This is a genomic window from Nocardia sp. NPDC058114 (genome assembly GCF_042884695.1).
In the GTDB taxonomy this organism is placed as follows: Bacteria; Actinomycetota; Actinomycetes; order Mycobacteriales; family Mycobacteriaceae; genus Nocardia.
In genome coordinates, this window is sequence record NZ_JBHVTK010000001.1 from 1,425,374 (window position 1) to 1,442,549 (window position 17,176).

Annotated in this window: 21 protein-coding genes; 19 read left to right on the forward strand and 2 right to left on the reverse strand. The window is 67.9% G+C overall.

The genetic code is table 11. From position 1 onward, the window contains the following. The first annotated feature begins 4 nt into the window (after nucleotides 1–4). The 15 genes from ACFVVI_RS06590 to ACFVVI_RS06660 all read left to right on the forward strand — a co-directional run bounded on the left by ACFVVI_RS06590 (nucleotide 5) and on the right by ACFVVI_RS06660 (nucleotide 11,997). Entirely contained in the window at nucleotides 5–934 is a 930-nt protein-coding gene (locus ACFVVI_RS06590; protein ID WP_378987316.1) for a NifU family protein, read from the forward strand. Next, complete coding sequence (locus ACFVVI_RS06595; RefSeq protein WP_378987313.1) at nucleotides 931–1,563, forward strand: DUF5947 family protein; 633 nt, start codon at nucleotides 931–933, stop codon at nucleotides 1,561–1,563. The genes ACFVVI_RS06590 and ACFVVI_RS06595 overlap by 4 nt, the downstream gene beginning before the upstream one ends. Next, the gene (locus ACFVVI_RS06600) at nucleotides 1,563–2,210 is read left to right on the forward strand and encodes a DUF6084 family protein (RefSeq protein ID WP_378987310.1); all 648 of its coding nucleotides are present in this window, start codon (nucleotides 1,563–1,565) and stop codon (nucleotides 2,208–2,210) included. Before ACFVVI_RS06595 ends, ACFVVI_RS06600 begins: the two co-directional genes overlap by 1 nt. 8 nt (nucleotides 2,211–2,218) lie before the next feature. Then, nucleotides 2,219–3,541 (forward strand): hypothetical protein, encoded by a 1,323-nt coding sequence (locus ACFVVI_RS06605; RefSeq protein WP_387444480.1) that lies wholly within the window; start codon nucleotides 2,219–2,221, stop codon nucleotides 3,539–3,541. 15 nt (nucleotides 3,542–3,556) lie between these two features. Further along, a complete protein-coding gene (locus ACFVVI_RS06610; protein WP_378987304.1) occupies nucleotides 3,557–3,676 on the forward strand; it encodes a DUF6893 family small protein in 120 nt (39 codons plus the stop codon). Between the two features lies 1 nt (nucleotide 3,677). Beyond that, complete coding sequence (locus ACFVVI_RS06615) at nucleotides 3,678–4,199, forward strand: hydrogenase maturation protease (RefSeq protein ID WP_387443744.1); 522 nt, start codon at nucleotides 3,678–3,680, stop codon at nucleotides 4,197–4,199. Between the two features lie 3 nt (nucleotides 4,200–4,202). Beyond that, the gene (locus ACFVVI_RS06620) at nucleotides 4,203–4,445 is read left to right on the forward strand and encodes a HypC/HybG/HupF family hydrogenase formation chaperone (protein WP_378627973.1); all 243 of its coding nucleotides are present in this window, start codon (nucleotides 4,203–4,205) and stop codon (nucleotides 4,443–4,445) included. Beyond that, nucleotides 4,442–6,790, forward strand: a complete 2,349-nt coding sequence (gene hypF / locus ACFVVI_RS06625; protein ID WP_387443747.1) for a carbamoyltransferase HypF — start codon at nucleotides 4,442–4,444, stop codon at nucleotides 6,788–6,790. The genes ACFVVI_RS06620 and hypF overlap by 4 nt, the downstream gene beginning before the upstream one ends. A gap of 17 nt (nucleotides 6,791–6,807) precedes the next feature. Continuing rightward, a complete protein-coding gene (locus ACFVVI_RS06630) occupies nucleotides 6,808–7,152 on the forward strand; it encodes a HypC/HybG/HupF family hydrogenase formation chaperone (RefSeq protein WP_378987292.1) in 345 nt (114 codons plus the stop codon). Further along, complete coding sequence (gene hypD / locus ACFVVI_RS06635; RefSeq protein ID WP_378987289.1) at nucleotides 7,149–8,261, forward strand: hydrogenase formation protein HypD; 1,113 nt, start codon at nucleotides 7,149–7,151, stop codon at nucleotides 8,259–8,261. The genes ACFVVI_RS06630 and hypD overlap by 4 nt, the downstream gene beginning before the upstream one ends. Then, nucleotides 8,254–9,327, forward strand: coding sequence for a hydrogenase expression/formation protein HypE (hypE, locus tag ACFVVI_RS06640; protein ID WP_387443749.1), 1,074 nt, complete (start codon nucleotides 8,254–8,256; stop codon nucleotides 9,325–9,327). The genes hypD and hypE overlap by 8 nt, the downstream gene beginning before the upstream one ends. A gap of 29 nt (nucleotides 9,328–9,356) precedes the next feature. Next, on the forward strand, nucleotides 9,357–10,079 hold the full coding sequence (locus ACFVVI_RS06645) for a DUF6390 family protein (protein WP_387443751.1): 723 nt from the start codon (nucleotides 9,357–9,359) through the stop codon (nucleotides 10,077–10,079). Between the two features lie 262 nt (nucleotides 10,080–10,341). Beyond that, nucleotides 10,342–10,659, forward strand: a complete 318-nt coding sequence (locus ACFVVI_RS06650; protein WP_378627985.1) for a GYD domain-containing protein — start codon at nucleotides 10,342–10,344, stop codon at nucleotides 10,657–10,659. A gap of 196 nt (nucleotides 10,660–10,855) precedes the next feature. Next, nucleotides 10,856–11,488, forward strand: coding sequence for an HAD family acid phosphatase (locus ACFVVI_RS06655; RefSeq protein ID WP_378987280.1), 633 nt, complete (start codon nucleotides 10,856–10,858; stop codon nucleotides 11,486–11,488). Nucleotides 11,489–11,565: 77 nt separating this feature from the next. Then, nucleotides 11,566–11,997 (forward strand): hypothetical protein, encoded by a 432-nt coding sequence (locus ACFVVI_RS06660; protein WP_387443753.1) that lies wholly within the window; start codon nucleotides 11,566–11,568, stop codon nucleotides 11,995–11,997. On the opposite strand, the gene ACFVVI_RS06665 is transcribed toward ACFVVI_RS06660, so the two are convergent. Next, on the reverse strand, nucleotides 11,984–12,334 hold the full coding sequence (locus tag ACFVVI_RS06665; RefSeq protein WP_387444482.1) for an acyl-CoA dehydrogenase C-terminal domain-containing protein: 351 nt from the start codon (nucleotides 12,332–12,334) through the stop codon (nucleotides 11,984–11,986). The genes ACFVVI_RS06660 and ACFVVI_RS06665 overlap by 14 nt on opposite strands. Here ACFVVI_RS06665 and ACFVVI_RS06670 point away from each other — a divergent pair. The 4 genes from ACFVVI_RS06670 (at nucleotide 12,264) to ACFVVI_RS06685 (ending at nucleotide 16,357) form a co-directional block, all read left to right on the forward strand. Further along, on the forward strand, nucleotides 12,264–12,410 hold the full coding sequence (locus ACFVVI_RS06670) for a hypothetical protein (RefSeq protein ID WP_387444497.1): 147 nt from the start codon (nucleotides 12,264–12,266) through the stop codon (nucleotides 12,408–12,410). The genes ACFVVI_RS06665 and ACFVVI_RS06670 overlap by 71 nt on opposite strands. 98 nt (nucleotides 12,411–12,508) lie before the next feature. Continuing rightward, entirely contained in the window at nucleotides 12,509–14,665 is a 2,157-nt protein-coding gene (locus tag ACFVVI_RS06675) for an elongation factor G-like protein EF-G2 (RefSeq protein WP_387443755.1), read from the forward strand. 281 nt (nucleotides 14,666–14,946) lie between these two features. After that, nucleotides 14,947–15,180, forward strand: a complete 234-nt coding sequence (locus tag ACFVVI_RS06680; RefSeq protein WP_387443758.1) for a hypothetical protein — start codon at nucleotides 14,947–14,949, stop codon at nucleotides 15,178–15,180. Nucleotides 15,181–15,700: 520 nt separating this feature from the next. After that, nucleotides 15,701–16,357: a nitroreductase family protein gene (locus ACFVVI_RS06685; protein WP_056817616.1), complete on the forward strand. Its 657-nt coding sequence runs from the start codon at nucleotides 15,701–15,703 to the stop codon at nucleotides 16,355–16,357. Between the two features lie 258 nt (nucleotides 16,358–16,615). On the opposite strand, the gene ACFVVI_RS06690 is transcribed toward ACFVVI_RS06685, so the two are convergent. Further along, the gene (locus tag ACFVVI_RS06690) at nucleotides 16,616–17,032 is read right to left on the reverse strand and encodes a hypothetical protein (RefSeq protein WP_378987268.1); all 417 of its coding nucleotides are present in this window, start codon (nucleotides 17,030–17,032) and stop codon (nucleotides 16,616–16,618) included. Nucleotides 17,033–17,176 lie beyond the last annotated feature (144 nt).

Here is a 17,176-nt window from a genome sequence, read left to right on the forward strand (position 1 = left end):
GGTGATGCCGGATCGTCCGGGGGAGCACGACGAGGCGGCGTTCGACCCAGACCGGTGGCGCGGCGCAGGCGACCGGATCGAGACCCTGCTGGACGCGAGTTCGGCGGGTGGCGTCGTCGCTCGCGAGCGCGCCGAGCAGCTGGTGCGTGAGGTCGCCGACCTCTACGGTGCCGGGCTGGCACGCGTGCTCGAACTGGTCGATGGTGACGTTCGTGAGCAGCTCGTCGCCGACGATCTGGTCGCGAGTCTGCTGCTGGTGCACGGCCTGCATCCGCACGACGTCGACACTCGCGTCCGCGCTGCTCTCGACAGCGTGCGCCCCTACCTGGGCTCTCATGGTGGTGACGTGGAACTGCTCGGCGTGGCCGACGGCGTTGTCCGGCTCGAACTGTCGGGAAGTTGTCGCACCTGCCCCTCGTCGTCGGTGACCCTGGAACTGGCGGTGGAGGACGCGGTGCGTGCCGCCGCGCCGGAAATCGCGTCGATCGAAGTGGCTGCCGCGCAACCGGAATCGGCGGATGCCTTGATCTCCGCCGATTCGTTGTTCGCCCGGGTGCACGCCGACGCCCATCCGGTCGAGGCGCAGCACGGGAGCTGGATAGCGGTTCCGGAACTAGGGGAACTCGGTGCGGGCGAGGTCGGCGGCTTCGTCATCGGCGGGCAGACCGTGCTCGCCTGCCGGGTCGGTGATGACCTGTTCGTCTACCGCGATCACTGCCCCGCCTGCGACCACTCGCTCGCCGGCGCGGCACTGCATCGTCGGATGGGTTTCCCGGTCGGTGACGCCGTACTGCGCTGCCCGACCTGCCGGGCGCACTACGACGCCGTCCACGCCGGTGCCAGAGTCGACGGCGAAGGACACCTGGAACCACTGCCCGTGCTCGTACGCGCCGGGGAGCTCTCGGTGGCCGTGCCCGTGGGGGTGGCCGGATGAGTTCTGGGCTGGGAGTGCTGCGCCGCCTCACCGTCGACCGCAAACCCGCCGTCCCGGCGGGCGAGCGGTGTGAGATGTGCGCCGAGGCCATCGCCGAAGAGCATCAGCACGTGGTGAATGTCGAAGGGCGCCAACTGTTATGCGTGTGCCGGGGCTGCTACCTGCTGTTCACCGACCAGAACGCGGTCCTGCGGTACCGCGCGGTGCCCGACCGCTACCTGCGCTTCCCGACCTTCACCATCGGCCACGGTGAATGGGACGCACTCGAGATCCCGGTGGGCCTGGCGTTCTTCTTCGAGAACTCGGCGCTGGGCCGCACCGTCGCGTTCTATCCGGGACCGGCGGGCGCCACCGAATCCGAGCTGCCCCTCGACCAGTGGCGCACCCTGCTCGACCGGCACCCCGAGATCGATGTCGCGGTCCCCGACGTCGAAGCACTGATGATCCGGGTCCCCGAGCGGGGCACCGCCGAGGCGGCTTGCCTGCTGCTGCCCATCGACACCTGCTACGAATTCGTCGGCCGGATGCGGATGCTGTGGCGCGGATTCGACGGCGGTCAGGATGTGCACCGGTATCTCGACGAGTTCTTCGCCACGGTCTCGGCGCGTGCGCGACCAGGTGGTGCGTGATGTGCCCGGCCTACTCGACGACTTTCGCGGTGCTCGACATCGCGCCGGAGCCCTACGCCGCCACACCGACGCTGTCGGCCCGGATCGGCATCGCGGCGCTCGGTGAGGAACCGGTGCACGCCATCGCCCTGCGCGCACAGGTGCGGATCGAACCGCACCGCCGTAGCTATACCGACGAGGAGAGCGCGGGCCTGGTCGACCTGTTCGGCCCACGCGAACGCTGGCGCGACACCCAGCGCTCCTTCCTCTGGATGCACTGCGCCACCATGGTTCCCGGCTTCCACGGCGGTGCCCAAGTGGACCTGCCGATGCCGTGCACCTACGACTTCGAGGTGAGCGGCGCCAAATACCTGCACGCCCTACGGGAGGGAACAGTGCCGCTGATCTTCCTGTTCAGCGGCACTGTCTTCATCCGGGGCGCCACGGGTTTCGCGGTGCAGCAGATTCCCTGGGACCGGGAGGACAAGTTCGCGATGCCGGTCTCGGTCTGGGACGACCTGATGGCCACGAACTTTCCGAACTCAGGGTGGGTGCGGTTGCACCGCGAGACTCTGGACGCGCTCGCCGCGTACAAATCCAGCCACGGGATGCTCGGCTTCGACGACGCGGTACTGCGCCTGCTCGACACCGCCGAGGAGGACCCGTGAGCATCGAGCTGACCAGGTCGCAGGCCAGGGCGCGCGCGGTCGCCGACGCGGTGCTCTATGAGGGCTACCTGCTGTACCCCTACCGGGCGAACTCGCGAAAGAACCAGTCGCGCTGGCAGTTCGGTGTCCTCGGCCCCACCGGGGCGGCCGCGACCGGACTCGGCGAGGAACCGCAACTGTCGGCGCAATGTCTGCTCGACGCGGGGGAGTCCGCCTCGGTCACGCTGACCGTACGGTGCCTGCAGTTGCAGCGCCGGACCGTCGAGGATGCCGGGCACACACCGGTCGCCGAGCTCGTCGCCGAAGGCCGATCGTGGATCAGCTGGGACGAGGCGGTCGAGTGCGAACAGGTGATCGGTCCGCTGCCGCTGACCGATTCGACTGCGCGGCTGACGATTCCGGCCGGCACCGACCACGAGGCGATCCCCGGCCCCGACGGTGCACCGGCCGGACGACTGGTCCGACACCGCGCGCACCTCGACGGGGAAGTCGAGTTGACCGTGGACCGTGACAAGCGCTTTCTGCGCCTGAGTGTCACCCTCCGCAACACCGGCACCCCCGCGACCGACCAGCACGACGCCATCGCTCGCTCCCTGATCGGCGCGCACGTCATCGCCGAAACCGAAGGCGCCCGGTTCGTTTCCCTGCTCGAACCGCCGCCCGACGCCGAAGCGGCCGTCGCCCGATGCTCGCAGCACCGGTGTTTCCCGGTGCTGGCCGGGCCACCCGGTGACCACAGCATCGTGCTGATCTCGCCCATCATTCTCTACGACCACCCCGAGATCGCCGAGCAGAGCGAGGGGCCACTGTTCGACTCCACCGAGATCGACGAGATCCTCACCTTGCGCGTGATGACCATGACCGACGAGGAGAAGGCCCAGGCCCGCGCGACCGACGAGCGGGCGGCGCAGATCATCGACCGCTGCGACGCGATGACACCGGAGACATTGCAGCAGCTGCACGGTGTCCTGCGGAACCCGCACGCCGAGCAGGCCGCGCTGATCCCTGAGGTACCCGACGGTGTCGACTGGTGGGACCCGTTGGCCGACAACGCTGTTCGCCCCGATGCCGACGCGATCATGGTCGGCGCGATCCGGGTCCGCAACGGGACAAGGGTGCGTTTGCATCCGTCTCGGCGCGCCGATGCCCACGACCTGTTCTACGACGGGCGCACCGCCAAGGTCGTCTCGGTGCACGCCGATGTCGACGGGCAATCCCACGTCGGCGTGGTCATCGAGGACGACCCCGCCGCCGACCTGCACGAATGGTACGGCCGGTACCTGTATTTCGCCCCGGAGGAGATCGAACCGCTCGACAGCCCACGAGAATGAGAGAAGAGGTCGATCATGACGACGATAGGAATGTTCGCGGTGGCGGTGGCCGCCGTGGTGGCTGTGGCCGCCGCGGTGCTCGGCGTGCGTTCGATACCGGATGTCCAGCGCTATCTGAAGATCCGCCGGATGTGAGATGACGGCGCGAGTGCTCGTGGCGGGGATCGGCAACATCTTCCTCGGCGACGATGGTTTCGGACCCGAAGTGGTGCGGCGACTACCGCCGCACGGCGAGACCGTGCGCGTGGTCGACTACGGCATCCGTGGCATGCACCTGGCCTACGACCTGCTCGATCCGTGGGACGCGCTGGTGCTCGTCGACGCCGTCCCCGACCGCGGCGCACCCGGTACTCTCGCGGTCTTCCACGCCGAACCCGACCCAGCGGGCGCGGCGCAGCTCGACGCGCACGCCATGAACCCCGACGCCGTGTTCGCGAGCGTTCGCGCGCTGGGCGGAACCCTGCCACCGACCGTCGTCGTCGGCTGCCAGGTCGACTCGGTAGCAGAAGGCATCGGCCTGTCCGACCCGGTAGGTGCCGCGGTCGATCCTGCCGTCGAGGCGGTCGCAGCGGTTCTGGCGCGATTGGTCGCCGATCCGCCCCCGATGGTCGCCGACTCGCACGGGCCCGTCGCGCCGTCGAACCAATCGGAGGGGTGAACCATGTGCCTCGGCATCCCCGGACAGGTCGTGGAGATCCTCGACGGATACCACGGGCAACTCGCCCTGGTCACGGTCTCCGGCGAGAACCGCAAGGTGAACATCGGTCTGCTGGAAGAGGATCCGGTGCATCCCGGGGACTGGGTGATCATCCACATGGGTCTGGCGGTCGAGAAGACCGACCAGGCCGGCGCCGCCACCGCACTGGCCGGGCTGAATCTGCTCGGACGAGGCGAACAGTCATGACCGCCGACCGGCAACGTCGGCGCCTCGTGGTTCGCGGGGTGGTGCAGGGCGTCGGCTTCCGGCCCTTCGTCTACACGACCGCCGCGGAACTGTCCCTGTCCGGGTCGGTGGCCAACGACAGCGCCGGGGTGATCATCGAGATCGAAGGCGCCCCCGCCGATCTGGACGAGTTCGCGCGACGCCTGCGCGAGCGCCCACCGCCGTTGGCCGTCGTCGAATCGGTCGACCAGAGCATCGTCGCGTTGCGCGGCGGCACCGGATTCCGTATCGCCGACACCACCCGCGACGGTGGCGGCCGCACCCTGGCTTCACCCGATGTCGCGATCTGCGCGGACTGCGCCACCGAACTGGCCGATCCCACCGACCGGCGCTATCGCCACCCCTTCATCAACTGCACCAACTGCGGACCCCGATTCACCATCATCGCCGAACTGCCCTACGACCGGTCCCGCACGTCGATGGCCGACTTTCCGATGTGTGCCCACTGCGCCGCCGAATACACCGACCCCGCCGACCGCCGCTTCCACGCCCAGCCCATCGCGTGCCCGGACTGCGGCCCGCGTCTGTCCTACCTCGGTCCTTCCGGCTCATCGGCCGAGGGGCCGCTGGACTCGGCGCGAAACCTGTTGCGCGAGGGCGGGATTCTCGCGGTCAAAGGCATCGGCGGTTACCACCTCGCCTGCGATGCCACGAACGAGCGCGCCGTGGCCACCTTGCGGGGCCGAAAGCGGCGAGGCGACAAGCCTTTCGCCGTCATGGTTCCCGACCTCGGCACCGCGCGCACGATCGCGGAGGTCGACGACACCGCCGCGTTACTGCTCACGGGCCCCCAACGCCCGATCGTCCTGCTCGCCCGCAGGGCCCCCGTCCGCATCCCCGCCGAAGCGGCATCCGATGCCGACTCGCACGACATGCTCGATCGCGACACCATCGAACTGGCCCCTTCGGTCGCGCCCCGCAACCCCGACCTGGGCGTCCTGCTCGCCTATACACCGCTGCACCTGCTGCTGTTCGGCTTGTCGGGCGACCGGCCCGTCCCGCGGGTGCTCGTGATGACCTCCGGCAATCTCGGTGGCGAACCGATCTGTTTCGACGACGAGGACGCCCGCACCCGCCTGGCCGCCCTCGCTGACGGCTGGCTGTCGCACGACCGCCGCATCCTGACGCCCTGTGACGATTCGGTCGTGCGCGTGGTCGACGGTGTCGAGCTGCCGCTGCGCCGCTCCCGCGGGTATGCGCCGCTCCCGCTGACCCTGCCGGTCCCGGTGCCGCCGACGCTGGCCGTCGGCGCGGACCTCAAGAACACCTGCGCGGTCGGCGAGGGCCGCTACGCCTGGCTCAGCCAGCACATCGGCGACATGGACGACCTGGCCACCCTGCGCGCCTTCGGTTTCGCCGCCGAGCACCTCGCGGAACTGACCGGGGTAGCGCCCACCCAGCTCGTCACCGACGCGCACCCGCGCTACCGCTCCACCACCTGGGCGCGCACCCACGCCGAAGGCCGTCCGGTCCACACCGTCCAGCACCACCACGCGCACATCGCCGCGGTCATGGGCGAACACGGACTCGGCGCCTCGGACACGGTCACCGGGATCGCGTTCGACGGCACCGGATTCGGACCCGACGGCGCCATCTGGGGTGGTGAAGTCCTGGCCGCCGGCTACAAGGGCTACCGGCGTCTCGCGCACCTGAAATACGTGCCGCTCGCGGGTGGGGACGTCAGCGTGCACCGGCCCTACCGGATGGCGCTTGCACATCTGTGGTCGGCCGGACTGGACTGGTCGGACACGATCGCCTCGGTCGCCGCCTGTCCCGCCGACGAACGCGCGGTGCTGGCACACCAGTTCGGCTCCGGCTTCGGGTGTACCCCGACGTCGAGCATGGGACGGCTCTTCGACGCCGTGTCCTCGCTGGCCGGGGTTCGCCACGCCGTCGACTACGAAGCCCAGGCCGCGATCGAACTGGAGGCCCTCGCGCGCGCCGCGGATCCCGGCTCGCGCACCTACCGGTTCGGCCTCGATCACACCGCGGACCCGGCGGTGATCGACCCGGCCCCGGTCGTGGCGGCAGTGGTCACCGATGCCGTTCATGGCGTCCCGGCCGCCGTGATCGCCGCGCGCTTCCATCACGCCGTGGCGGCGCTGGTCCTGGACCTGGCTCTGGATTTCGCACCCCACCCGACGACCGTCGCGCTCTCGGGTGGGGTGTTCCAGAACGCGTTGCTGCTCTCGGCAGCACGCACCGCGCTGCGCGACAACGGATTCCACGTCATCACCCATCGCCGACTGCCGCCCAACGACGGTGGTCTCGCGTTCGGACAACTACTCGCCGCCGGTGCGGGTTGAGCGAAAGGAGAGCAGCGATGTGCCTGGCAGTCCCGGGAAAGGTGCTCAGCCTGCACGAACGCGACGGCACCATGATGTCGGTCGTCGACTTCGGCGGCGTGCACAAAGACGTGTGCCTGGAATACATTCCGGACGCGGCGATCGGCGACTACGTAGTGGTCCATGTCGGTTTCGCCATCCAGCGCCTCGACGAGGAATCGGCATTGCGCACACTGGCCGAATTCGAGCACCTCGGTGTGCTCAACGAGGAGTTCGGCGACGGGTTCGCCCTCGCCGCCAGACAATCCGGGCTCCCCGATCCCACGGCAGAACCGGCAGCGACCGACTCCGGCGCCGGCGACGACACGGAGGTGACGTCATGAAGTATCTCGACGAATTCAGTGATCCCGACCTGGCGAAGAAGTTGCTCGATCAGATCCGCGGGGCCACCTCCCAGCGGTGGGCCATCATGGAAGTCTGCGGCGGACAGACTCATTCGATCATCCGCCACGGCATCGACCAACTGCTGCCCGACGAGATCGAGATGATCCACGGCCCCGGCTGCCCCGTATGCGTCACCCCGCTCGAGGTGATCGACAAGGCGCTCGAGATCGCCGCGCAGCCCGGGGTGATCTTCTGCTCCTTCGGCGACATGCTCCGGGTGCCGGGAAGCGAACGCGACCTGTTCCGGGTCAAGAGCGAAGGCGGCGATGTGCGAGTGGTGTACTCGCCACTGGACGCGCTCACCATCGCCAGGCAGAACCCCGATCGGCAGGTGGTGTTCTTCGGCATCGGCTTCGAAACCACCGCACCGGCCAACGCGATGACCGTCTATCAGGCCAAACGGCTGGGCATCGAGAACTTCTCGCTGTTGGTCTCGCACGTGCTCGTTCCGCCCGCCATCGCCGCGATCATGGAATCGCCGAAGTGCCGGGTCCAGGGCTTCCTGGCCGCCGGACATGTCTGCAGTGTCATGGGCACCGAGGAGTACCCGCCGCTGGCCGACAAATACGGAGTGCCGATGGTGGTCACCGGCTTCGAGCCCCTCGACATCCTGGAAGGTATCCGGCGCACTGTGACCCAGCTCGAGGACGGCAGACACCAGCTCGAGAACGCCTATCCCCGTGCGGTCCGCGCCGAAGGCAATCCGGCTGCGAAGACGATGCTCACCGACGTCTTCGAAGTCACCGACCGCGCCTGGCGCGGCATCGGGGTGATCCCCGACAGCGGCTGGCGGCTCTCGGAACGCTACCGCGCCTACGACGCCGAGCACCGGTTCGCGGTCACCGACCTGCACACCGCCGAGTCCTCGATCTGCCGCTCCGGCGAGGTCCTCCAGGGACTGATCAAGCCGCACGAATGCGCCGCTTTCGGCAAACAGTGCACCCCACGAAACCCCTTGGGAGCCACGATGGTCTCCTCCGAAGGTGCCTGCGCGGCCTACTACCTGTACCGACGCCTCGACCTGCCCGCGGAGGTGGCTCATGCGTGAGGACAACGCGGCGACCGGCCTCGACATGGACAGCTGGGTGTGCCCGATGCCGCTGCGCGACTCACCGACCATCGTGATGGGCCACGGTGGCGGGGGAGCGATGTCGGGCGAGCTGATCGAGCACCTGTTCCTGCCCGCGTTCGGCTCCGCCGCCGAAGCGGGCATGGGTGATTCGGCGGTGCTCACCCTCGACGGCGTGCGCTTGGCGTTCTCGACCGACTCCTTCGTCGTCAAACCGCTGGCCTTCCCCGGCGGGTCGATCGGGGACCTGGCCGTCAACGGCACCGTCAACGATCTGTCCATGGCAGGCGCGCGGCCGATGGTGCTGTCCACGGCGTTCATCCTCGAAGAAGGCACCGCACTCGCCGAGATCGCCAGGGTCGCCGAGGCTGTCGGTACTGCCGCGCTCGCGGCCGGGGTCAAGCTGGTCACCGGCGACACCAAGGTCGTCGACTCCGGCCACGGCGACGGCATCTTCATCAACACCGCGGGCATCGGCATCATCGACGCCGGCGTCGACATCCGCCCGCAGCGCGCCCGTCCCGGTGACGTCGTGATCGTCAGCGGTGACATCGGGGTGCACGGCGTCGCCGTGATGAGCTGCCGGGAGGGCCTCGAATTCGGCACCACCGTCTGTAGCGACACCGCCCCGCTCAACGGCCTGGTCGCCGCGATGCTGGCCACCGGCGCCGATGTGCACGTGCTGCGTGACCCGACCCGCGGCGGGGTCGCGGCGACGCTCAACGAGATCGCGGGTGTCGCGAAAGTCGGTGTGGCACTGGATGAACGGAAGCTGCCCGTGCCGGACGCGGTCCGGGACGCGTGTGGGCTGCTCGGGCTCGATCCGATGTATGTCGCCAACGAGGGCAAGCTCGTCGCCTTCGTCGCCTCCGAAGACGTCGACCGGGTGCTCGCGGCGATGCGCGCGCATCCGCTGGGTGCTCGTGCCGAAGCCATCGGTGTGTGCGTCGAGGACCATCCGGGCATGGTGGTCGCCCGCACCGCCCTCGGCGGTACCCGGGTGGTGGATCTGCCTGCCGGAGAACAACTGCCGCGGATCTGCTGACAGGAGGCGCGATCATCGACGGGACCGAGATGTTCGCCCGCTACGCCTACGCGCCCAACCGGCTCGGCTACTGCGGTCCCGCCGACGCGCGGGCGCTGCACAACGGCTCGGCCGCCGATATCCGCGCGCTGGCCCGCCAGTTCTCCGGAGCCTGGCCCTACCTGCGGGCGATGTCGAGACTGACCGGCATCGCCGATCCGCTCGACGCGCGCCTCGTCGAGTCCTATTGGCTCGGTGGCGGGATCGGCGCCGACCTCGACGCCGGCGCGTTCACCACCGAACTGCTCGCGATCATCGCGCCGATGGCCGGACACTACTGGTCGTATCTGAACGCCGATCTCGCCGAGGAAGCCGCCGCCAACCACGGATTCCACGTGTTCGGCGTGTATCCGTGGACCCGCCTGCTGGGACGTGGCGCCGACGAGCACCCGATCCGCATCCTGGACAGTTGCCGTATCACCTGGGGCACCGTGGTGGCTCGCGAAGGCGGGGCTGCTTCCGTCCGCTGTCGGCGGTTGGTCTCGGACGGTCCGCTGCTGCGGTTGTCCGGTCCAGCGCTATGGCGCGCCGAGGTCGACGACGATCACCTCGCGACGGAGGTGGCCGTCGGTGACCAAGTCGCCGTGCATTGGGGGCGCGTGTGTGGCCGCCTCGATTCCGATCAGACGCGGGCACTGGCCACCAGTACCGCGCGGCAACTGCGGGTGACCAATCGCCGGTTGGCCGACACCGCGCGTGCCGCTCTGCGATAGAGAGCATCGACGGGTCGAATCGCATGCGGTGGCTACCGAGCTCGGGATCAGCCGAACGACCAGCTACCGAGGATCCCTCGTCCGCCTCGGCGGGAGCTTCCTGTACGGCAGTTGGTTCGGTTGCGCTCTGGATTTCCGATATCGCCTCAGTTACGTTGCCGCATCGTTGCGACGACGGCGTTCGTCCTGGACGGTTCGTGGGGCGGCGGACCCGTAGGGTCGGTCTCGCCGAGATCGTCTGGAGCCGAGGAGGCTGGTGGGTATGCCCAAGTACTTGTGGCGAGTCAGCTATCTCCAAGAGGGGGCACAAGGTCTATTGGCACAGGGCGGTAGTGCGCGCCGTGCGGCCATCACGGAGATGGTGGAGAGCGTGGGTGGTCGGGTGGAAGCTTGTTATTTCGCGTTCGGCGAGGACGACTTGTTCGTCATCGGTGATGTCCCGGACGATGTCTCAGCCGCAGCGCTCGCGATTCGAACTGCGGCCGCTGGTGCCGCCGTGTCGCACACAGTGGGTCTGCTCAGCCCCGAGCAGATCGACGAAGCGATAGCCAGGGACGTTACCTACCGGCCGCCGACGTAAGTTCCGCCGTGTGACGATCACGTTATGCTCAGCACGACCACGATGCTCCGGGTGGTAGCGGGAAGCATGATCTCAGCGCGACGTGCCGACCAGCCTTGTGCGCGTCGATGCCGACCAAGCGGGCGCGCCCGCGTAGCAGTCCCACTGCGCGAGACTTCGAAGCTGCGTGGCTCAGTCCGCTGTTAGCGTGCGAGAGATGAAACGTGTTACTGCATCGCTCGTCGTCGGTGTCGCGGCCGCGCTCCTAGCGCCATTGCCCGCCGCGGACGCCGACACCGGTTCGTCGTCTTTGTCCGGCGGCGGTTCGTCCTCGTTGTCAGGCAATCAGTCCGAATTGCCGCCGTACGCGCAGTGGATCGGCGAGATCACCCCCGTCGTGGCCGAGGCGAAGACCTACCTTGCCGGTCGGCTGCCCGGCGCGATACGGCCCGCGATCGTCTTCGACATCGACAACACGACGCTGGAAACCTCCTACAACACCGGCCTGATCATCCCGGCGATCCAGCCGGTGCTCGGCCTGGCGACCTGGGCGAAACAGAACGGCGCCGCGATCATCTTCGTCACCGGCAGGCCTGCCTTGGTCAACGCTTACTCGCAGGCGAACCTGACCTCGGTCGGCTACCCGGTCGACGCGCTGTACGGCAGCGCGCCGACCACACTGTCGGCGGGCAATTCCGGCTTGGCCGAGTACAAGACCGCGAGCCGGGCCGACATCGAGAGCAAGGGCTACACGATCGTCGCCAATTTCGGCAACAGCCCCTCGGACCTGTCCGGCGGGCATGCCGAGCGCACCTTCAAGTTCCCGGACTACAACGGCGCACTGAACTGATCCGCCTGGGTAGTCGTAAAAGCCACAAGTGGCGCGCTCGATGGGCCGTCAGGTGCGATCCCAAATCGGAAGGACCAATGTTCTCACTCACCAGCCCTTCGTCCGAGCGCCCCTCACAGCGCTTCACCCGGCTTGCACTCGGCGGTGTCATGTCGGTTGCCGGCGTCTCGCACCTGACATTCGCGCGCAGTGATTTCCAAGCGCAGGTGCCCGACTGGTTCCCCCTCGACGCCGACCTCACGGTGCTCGGCTCCGGTGTGGCCGAGATCGGATTCGGCCTCGCGCTGTTGGGCCTGCCACGCAAGCGGCGAATAACCGGGATCGCACTCGCCGCGTTCTTTATCGCCATCTTCCCGGGCAATATCGCCCAATACGTCGAGGGCACCACCGCGTTCGGCCTCGACACGGACGCCAAACGCCTGCTCCGCTTGTTCGGTCAGCCCGCGCTGATCGCCGCGGCGCTGTGGGCGGCCGGACTGCCGGAGCGCGCCGAGCTCAACCAGAAGTGACGGGCGCGCCGGACGTGGAAACGCGCAGCAGGCGGATACGGTGCGGACGGGCCGCGGGTCGCTTTCCAGCCGTGTGTAGACCTCGAATCGCGACGCATGCAACACAGCCGCGAATCGGCAGGTCCGTGCCCGAGACCACTGCCAAGTCGGCGGTGAGGTGGGGGAGTACGGAGGTGGTGAAGAACGAGGCCACCGCGACCTTGCCGGTGTAGAAGGCGGTGTTTTGTCCGGTTTCGATTGTGGTGTGGACGGTTTCAGCGGCGACAATGAGGCGCCACGGCGTCGACGTGCCCGGCCGAGTCCGTCTGCTCGCGATCCGGCACGACACCGCAGACATCAACGTCGGCACGGCGGGCTGTCGCGGTGTCGTCCACGACCAGCGCCGCTACGTGGGCTGCGTCAGCACACGCTGAATCGAGCGGTGCAGCATCGATCCCGGAAATCGTGGACGTGTCCCTACCTGCGGTGGGAAGCTCGAAGGAGCCGGATCCCGACCCGAGGGAGCAGCGACATGGTGGACCGGACAAACGCGGCGCAGCGACCGGAGAGCATCCGGAACGTAGCGTTGGTCGGCAGCAGTGGTGCGGGCAAGACGACGCTGGTGGAGGCGCTGGCGTTGGCGACCGGGACGGTGAACCGCGCAGGCCGCGTGGAGGACGGAACATCACTGTCGGACTACGACGAGGTCGAACGGCGACAGCACAGATCTGTGCAGGTGTCAGTGGTCCCGGTGACGTGGGGCGAGGTGAAGGTCAATCTGATCGATACTCCGGGATGCCCGGATTTTGTCGGCGAACTGCGGGCCGGGTTGCGGGCGGCGGACGCGGCCCTCTTCCTGGTGTCGGCGGCCGACGGAGTGCAGGGTGTAGCGGGGCCTACGCGGGAACTGTGGGCCGAATGCGCGCGGGTGGGGATGCCGCGGGCGATCGTGATGACACATCTGGACACGGCGCGGGCGGAGTACGCGGAACTGGTGCAGACCTGTCAGGCACTGCTGACCGGGGGAGCGAGCGACACAATCCTTCCCCTGCACCTGCCGGTCTACGGGCAGAAGACTCCCGATGGGCACCGGCCCGCGATCGGACTGCTGGAACTGCTCGAGCGACGTGTTGCCGACTATCGCAGCGGGAAACGGGTGCGCACCGAACCTTCCGCGGAACAGCTCGCGGTGATCGACCCGGCCCGCGATCGGTTGATCGAGGCGATCATCGCCGAGAGCGAAGACGAAACGCTCATGGACCTCTACCTCGACGGCGAACCCGTCGAAGTCGACACCCTGATCGGCGACCTGGAACGAGCCGTGGCGCGCGGAAGCTTCCATCCGGTGCTGTTCGCGGCACCGGCAGCTGAGGAAGCGGAGCAGGGCTTGGGCGTGCTCGAACTGCTGGAACTGATCACGGCAGGGTTCCCGACACCGATCGAACACCCGCTGTCGGCCGCGCCGCGCGGCGACGGCACCGCGCCCATCGCATTGGACTGCGATCCGGCGGCCGAACTCGCCGCGGAGGTCATCCGGACCTCGTCGGACCCGTACGTGGGACGGGTATCGCTGGTGCGGGTGTTTTCCGGCACGCTGCACAGCGAGGACACCGTCCGCGTCTGCGGACCCGAGCACGACGCCGACGACCGGGTCGGCGGGGTCACCGCGCCGTTGGGGAAGCAACAGCAGACACTGACCGAGGCCGTCGCCGGCGATATCGCGTTCGTGAGCAAACTCGGCCACGCGGAAACCGGCGACACCCTCTCCGGCACCGGGAAACCCCTGCTGATCGAGCCGTGGCAGCTGCCGGAACCGTTACTGCCTGTGGCTGTTCGGGCGCAGGGCAGGGCGGATGAGGACAAGCTCTCGCAGGGCCTGACCCGGCTCGTTGCCGAGGATCCGACCCTGCGGCTGGAAAACAACGAACACACCCATCAGTTGGTGCTGTGGTGTCTGGGGGAATCCCACCGGGACGTCGCTCTGGAACGGTTGCGCGGGCGGTTCGGGGTGCGAGTGGAAGTGGAACCGTATCGGGTGGCGTTACGGGAGACGCTCGCCGCGGAAGCCGAGGGGCACGGCAAATTGGTCAAGCAATCCGGCGGGCACGGGCAGTACGCGGTGTGCCGCATCCAGGTGGAACCGCTGCCTGCAGGGGCGGGATTCGAGTTCGTCGACCGGGTGGTCGGTGGGGTAGTGCCGCGCCAGTTCATCGGGTCGGTGGAGAAAGGGGCACGGGCGCAGGCCGCGCGCGGGGTCACTCCCGGATATCCGCTGGTGGATGTGCGAGTGACACTGGTGGACGGGAAAGCGCACTCGGTGGACTCCTCCGACGCCGCCTTCCAGACCTCGGGTGCGCTCGCCCTTCGTGACGCGGCGAACGCGTCCGGGACCCTGCTGCTCGAACCGGTTGCCGCGGTGCGGGTCACGGTCCCCGACGACCAGCTGGGCGCCGTCCTCGGCGACCTGTCCACCCGGCGCGGACGCATTCTCGGCACCGAGCAGGCCGATACCGGCTTCACCCATATCCGGGCCGAGGTACCCGAACTCGAACTGAGCCGGTATGTCATCGACCTGCGATCGCTCACCCACGGGGCGGGTTCGTTCGCCCGCGGGTATTTGCGGCACGAGCCGATGCCGACCGGGGTCGCCGAAAGGGCACGCAAGGAAATCGCCGAGGCGTCGGCCTGAATCGCCGGGGCGATCGTGCAGAGCGGGTGTCCTCGACGGGCGCCGCCGATTGCTAGATGCTCTCGAGTTCGGGCGATTTCGCTGGAGCCCTGAGTGCATAGGTCAGATGAGAAGAACCACCGAGCTCGGTCGGGGTTTCATCGCCGGTATCGACCTGGCGCAACGTGTGCGGCATGGTGCGGGCGGCATCAGCGATGATGTGGGCGTCACGGGCAACCCCCCGAAATCAGGGGGTTTCGATCCATGTCTAAATACTTGTGTTTCACACTAGGCTCGCTCGCATGCTCGTGAAACGCTTCGCTGCCCTTGCCATCGCGGTCGCCGCGTTCGGCGCCGCCTCCACCGGACTCGCCGTCGCCGTGCCCGAAACACCGACGCAGCCCACCATCAGCCACACCGCCGCAGCCGAACTGGTCGTCCTGCAGACCGGCTCGGCCGTAATCGATCTACTCGCGTACATCGCTGCGGGCTGCATCGGCAGCTGGAGCCCGGCCCCGCCCGCGCACTGCGTCTGACATCGACCAGGCGGGCCCGTCGGACGATCCGCGGGCCCGTTCCGCTGAACGCGCGCCCATGCCGACTATGTAATGTCGGGAAGGGCCTGCTCGAGCTGAGTCCTATGGTCTGGGGATGGCCCTCGATGCTCGGTACCAAGCAGTTCCTTACGAACCGCTGATCGAACGCGCGATGCGTGATCGTGAGGCCGCCGAGAACGCGATCCAGTTTTTCAGCAGCTTGGCTACGGCCTGAGGTCGTGACGAAAGATCAACGGCACGACATGATTTCGAAAGCCTGCATCGGTGGAACGTCCGCACTTGCCGAGTTGAGCGTGGTGTGACGGGCGGGAGGTGCGGTGCGCCGGATCGAGGCTTGGGCAAGATCTGGCCTGCGGAGCTGATCGCATCGGTGAACAGCGATTTCGTAGTGTGCTGGGGGATGGCGATGCCCGTGAAGGGATCTTCGCATACTTTGATATGCGCACCGTCGACTATATGACGGGGCGATCCTGATACCGAGCGCAAGATGGGAGAACGTATGACTGTCGAGTTCCCGCATCTCGACCTGTCCGCGGACGAGGTACTGACCACGACCCGGTCGGTGCGCAAACGTCTCGACCTGGATCGGCCGGTGCCGCTGGAGGTGGTCACCGACGCGTTGGAGGTAGCGCTCCAGGCGCCGTCGGGCAGTAACCTGCAAGGCTGGCATTGGATCGTGCTGACCGATCCCGAGCCCAAGAAGATCGTGGCGGAGTACTACCGCAAGTCCTACACCGCCTACGCTGCGGCGGGTGCGGCCGTGCGGCAGGCGAAGCCGCCGAAGGACGCCGATACCGCGGAGAAGGTGGCTTCGAGTGCGACCTATCTGGCGGAGGTGATGGAGCAGGTACCGGTGCTGGTGATCGGTGCGATCCACGTTCCGGGTGGGCAGATGCCGGAGGGGAACCAGGCCGGTCTGTGGGGTTCGCTGCTTCCCGCCGCCTGGAGCTTCGCGCTCGCACTGCGTGAGCGCGGCCTCGGGTCTGCGTGGACCTCACTGCATTTGGAGTACGAACGAGAGGTCGCCGAGGCGCTGGGAGTTCCCCCGAGTATTCGGCAGGGCGTGCTCTTGCCTGTTGCCTACACGAAGGGTACCGACTTCAAGCTCGCCAAACGCGCCCCGCTCGACACGGTACTGCACGTCAACAAATGGTAGTGCTGAGCCGATTCGCCCGCAGCTTCGTCTACGCCGGCGGTCGAGAAGCTCTACTCGGCAGCGGCGGGTAGATAGGTCTGTCTTTCTGGACTGCGCAACACGTTCACTCTTGCGGTCTCGGTCCGCTGTTCTGACACTGTTCGGTGGCGTTGACCTCGACGCTGTTGACTCCGGTGGCGGGGCCGACCCAGGCTCAAAACCCGTAGGCTCGATCGGTCCACGCCCCCTCGACCTCTGCGACGCCGTGCTGTGGTCGGGTCAGTGCGTCACGGCGTCGGCGGAGCGGTCACCGAAGGGATGTCGCCAGGTGCGGCGTGCGCTCGCACTACGCGGTGTCTTCGCCAGCACGGTCCCCTTCTCCTTCGGTTCGGCCGAAGGACGGAAGGTCCGCCCGCTCGTGCCGGTGCGACGGGCGAGCCGAAGATCGGCCTTGGTCTGACGCAGGCGCTGCGACGAACGGTGCGCGCCGGCGGTGAGCAGGACCAGGCCGAGCATGCCGAGGGCTCCGAGCACGACCGCGCACAGGAACAACGTGCCCGACGTTGCGGTGATGTGGTAGCCGAGCAGGCTGAAGTCGTCGCTGAGCGTGTGGGCGGGTCCGCTGTTGCTCAGCACGCCCGCCGTGCCGATCACCACCGCGGCGATGAGCAGGACCAGGCCGAGGAAAACAATCATGAGAGTCTCCGAATCCGGTTACACCGGTATACGTGTGGTGCCGCCCGCCCGCCGGCCGCGTGCGAGTCGAGCCGATGAGCGGACCGACGATCGTGATCCACGGTGCACAGCGACCCGGCGTCACCGCCCTTCACCCCGTGGAAT

Bases quoted from the DNA above. Each gene is read 5' to 3' on its own strand.
- ACFVVI_RS06680 (WP_387443758.1), top strand. From the start codon at position 14,947: ATGCTCGTGAAACGCTTCGCTGCCCTTGCCATCGCGGTCGCCGCGTTC.
- ACFVVI_RS06615 (WP_387443744.1), top strand. From the start codon at position 3,678: ATGACGGCGCGAGTGCTCGTGGCGGGGATCGGCAACATCTTCCTCGGC.
- ACFVVI_RS06665 (WP_387444482.1), bottom strand. From the start codon at position 12,334: ATGTCTGCGGTGTCGTGCCGGATCGCGAGCAGACGGACTCGGCCGGGC.
- ACFVVI_RS06685 (WP_056817616.1), top strand. From the start codon at position 15,701: ATGACTGTCGAGTTCCCGCATCTCGACCTGTCCGCGGACGAGGTACTG.
- ACFVVI_RS06690 (WP_378987268.1), bottom strand. From the start codon at position 17,032: ATGATTGTTTTCCTCGGCCTGGTCCTGCTCATCGCCGCGGTGGTGATC.
- hypF (WP_387443747.1), top strand. From the start codon at position 4,442: ATGACCGCCGACCGGCAACGTCGGCGCCTCGTGGTTCGCGGGGTGGTG.
- ACFVVI_RS06600 (WP_378987310.1), top strand. From the start codon at position 1,563: ATGTGCCCGGCCTACTCGACGACTTTCGCGGTGCTCGACATCGCGCCG.
- hypD (WP_378987289.1), top strand. From the start codon at position 7,149: ATGAAGTATCTCGACGAATTCAGTGATCCCGACCTGGCGAAGAAGTTG.
- ACFVVI_RS06630 (WP_378987292.1), top strand. From the start codon at position 6,808: ATGTGCCTGGCAGTCCCGGGAAAGGTGCTCAGCCTGCACGAACGCGAC.
- ACFVVI_RS06595 (WP_378987313.1), top strand. From the start codon at position 931: ATGAGTTCTGGGCTGGGAGTGCTGCGCCGCCTCACCGTCGACCGCAAA.
- ACFVVI_RS06620 (WP_378627973.1), top strand. From the start codon at position 4,203: ATGTGCCTCGGCATCCCCGGACAGGTCGTGGAGATCCTCGACGGATAC.
- ACFVVI_RS06675 (WP_387443755.1), top strand. From the start codon at position 12,509: ATGGTGGACCGGACAAACGCGGCGCAGCGACCGGAGAGCATCCGGAAC.
- ACFVVI_RS06670 (WP_387444497.1), top strand. From the start codon at position 12,264: ATGAGGCGCCACGGCGTCGACGTGCCCGGCCGAGTCCGTCTGCTCGCG.
- ACFVVI_RS06590 (WP_378987316.1), top strand. From the start codon at position 5: ATGCCGGATCGTCCGGGGGAGCACGACGAGGCGGCGTTCGACCCAGAC.
- ACFVVI_RS06645 (WP_387443751.1), top strand. From the start codon at position 9,357: ATGTTCGCCCGCTACGCCTACGCGCCCAACCGGCTCGGCTACTGCGGT.
- ACFVVI_RS06655 (WP_378987280.1), top strand. From the start codon at position 10,856: ATGAAACGTGTTACTGCATCGCTCGTCGTCGGTGTCGCGGCCGCGCTC.
- ACFVVI_RS06650 (WP_378627985.1), top strand. From the start codon at position 10,342: ATGCCCAAGTACTTGTGGCGAGTCAGCTATCTCCAAGAGGGGGCACAA.
- ACFVVI_RS06660 (WP_387443753.1), top strand. From the start codon at position 11,566: ATGTTCTCACTCACCAGCCCTTCGTCCGAGCGCCCCTCACAGCGCTTC.
- hypE (WP_387443749.1), top strand. From the start codon at position 8,254: ATGCGTGAGGACAACGCGGCGACCGGCCTCGACATGGACAGCTGGGTG.
- ACFVVI_RS06610 (WP_378987304.1), top strand. From the start codon at position 3,557: ATGACGACGATAGGAATGTTCGCGGTGGCGGTGGCCGCCGTGGTGGCT.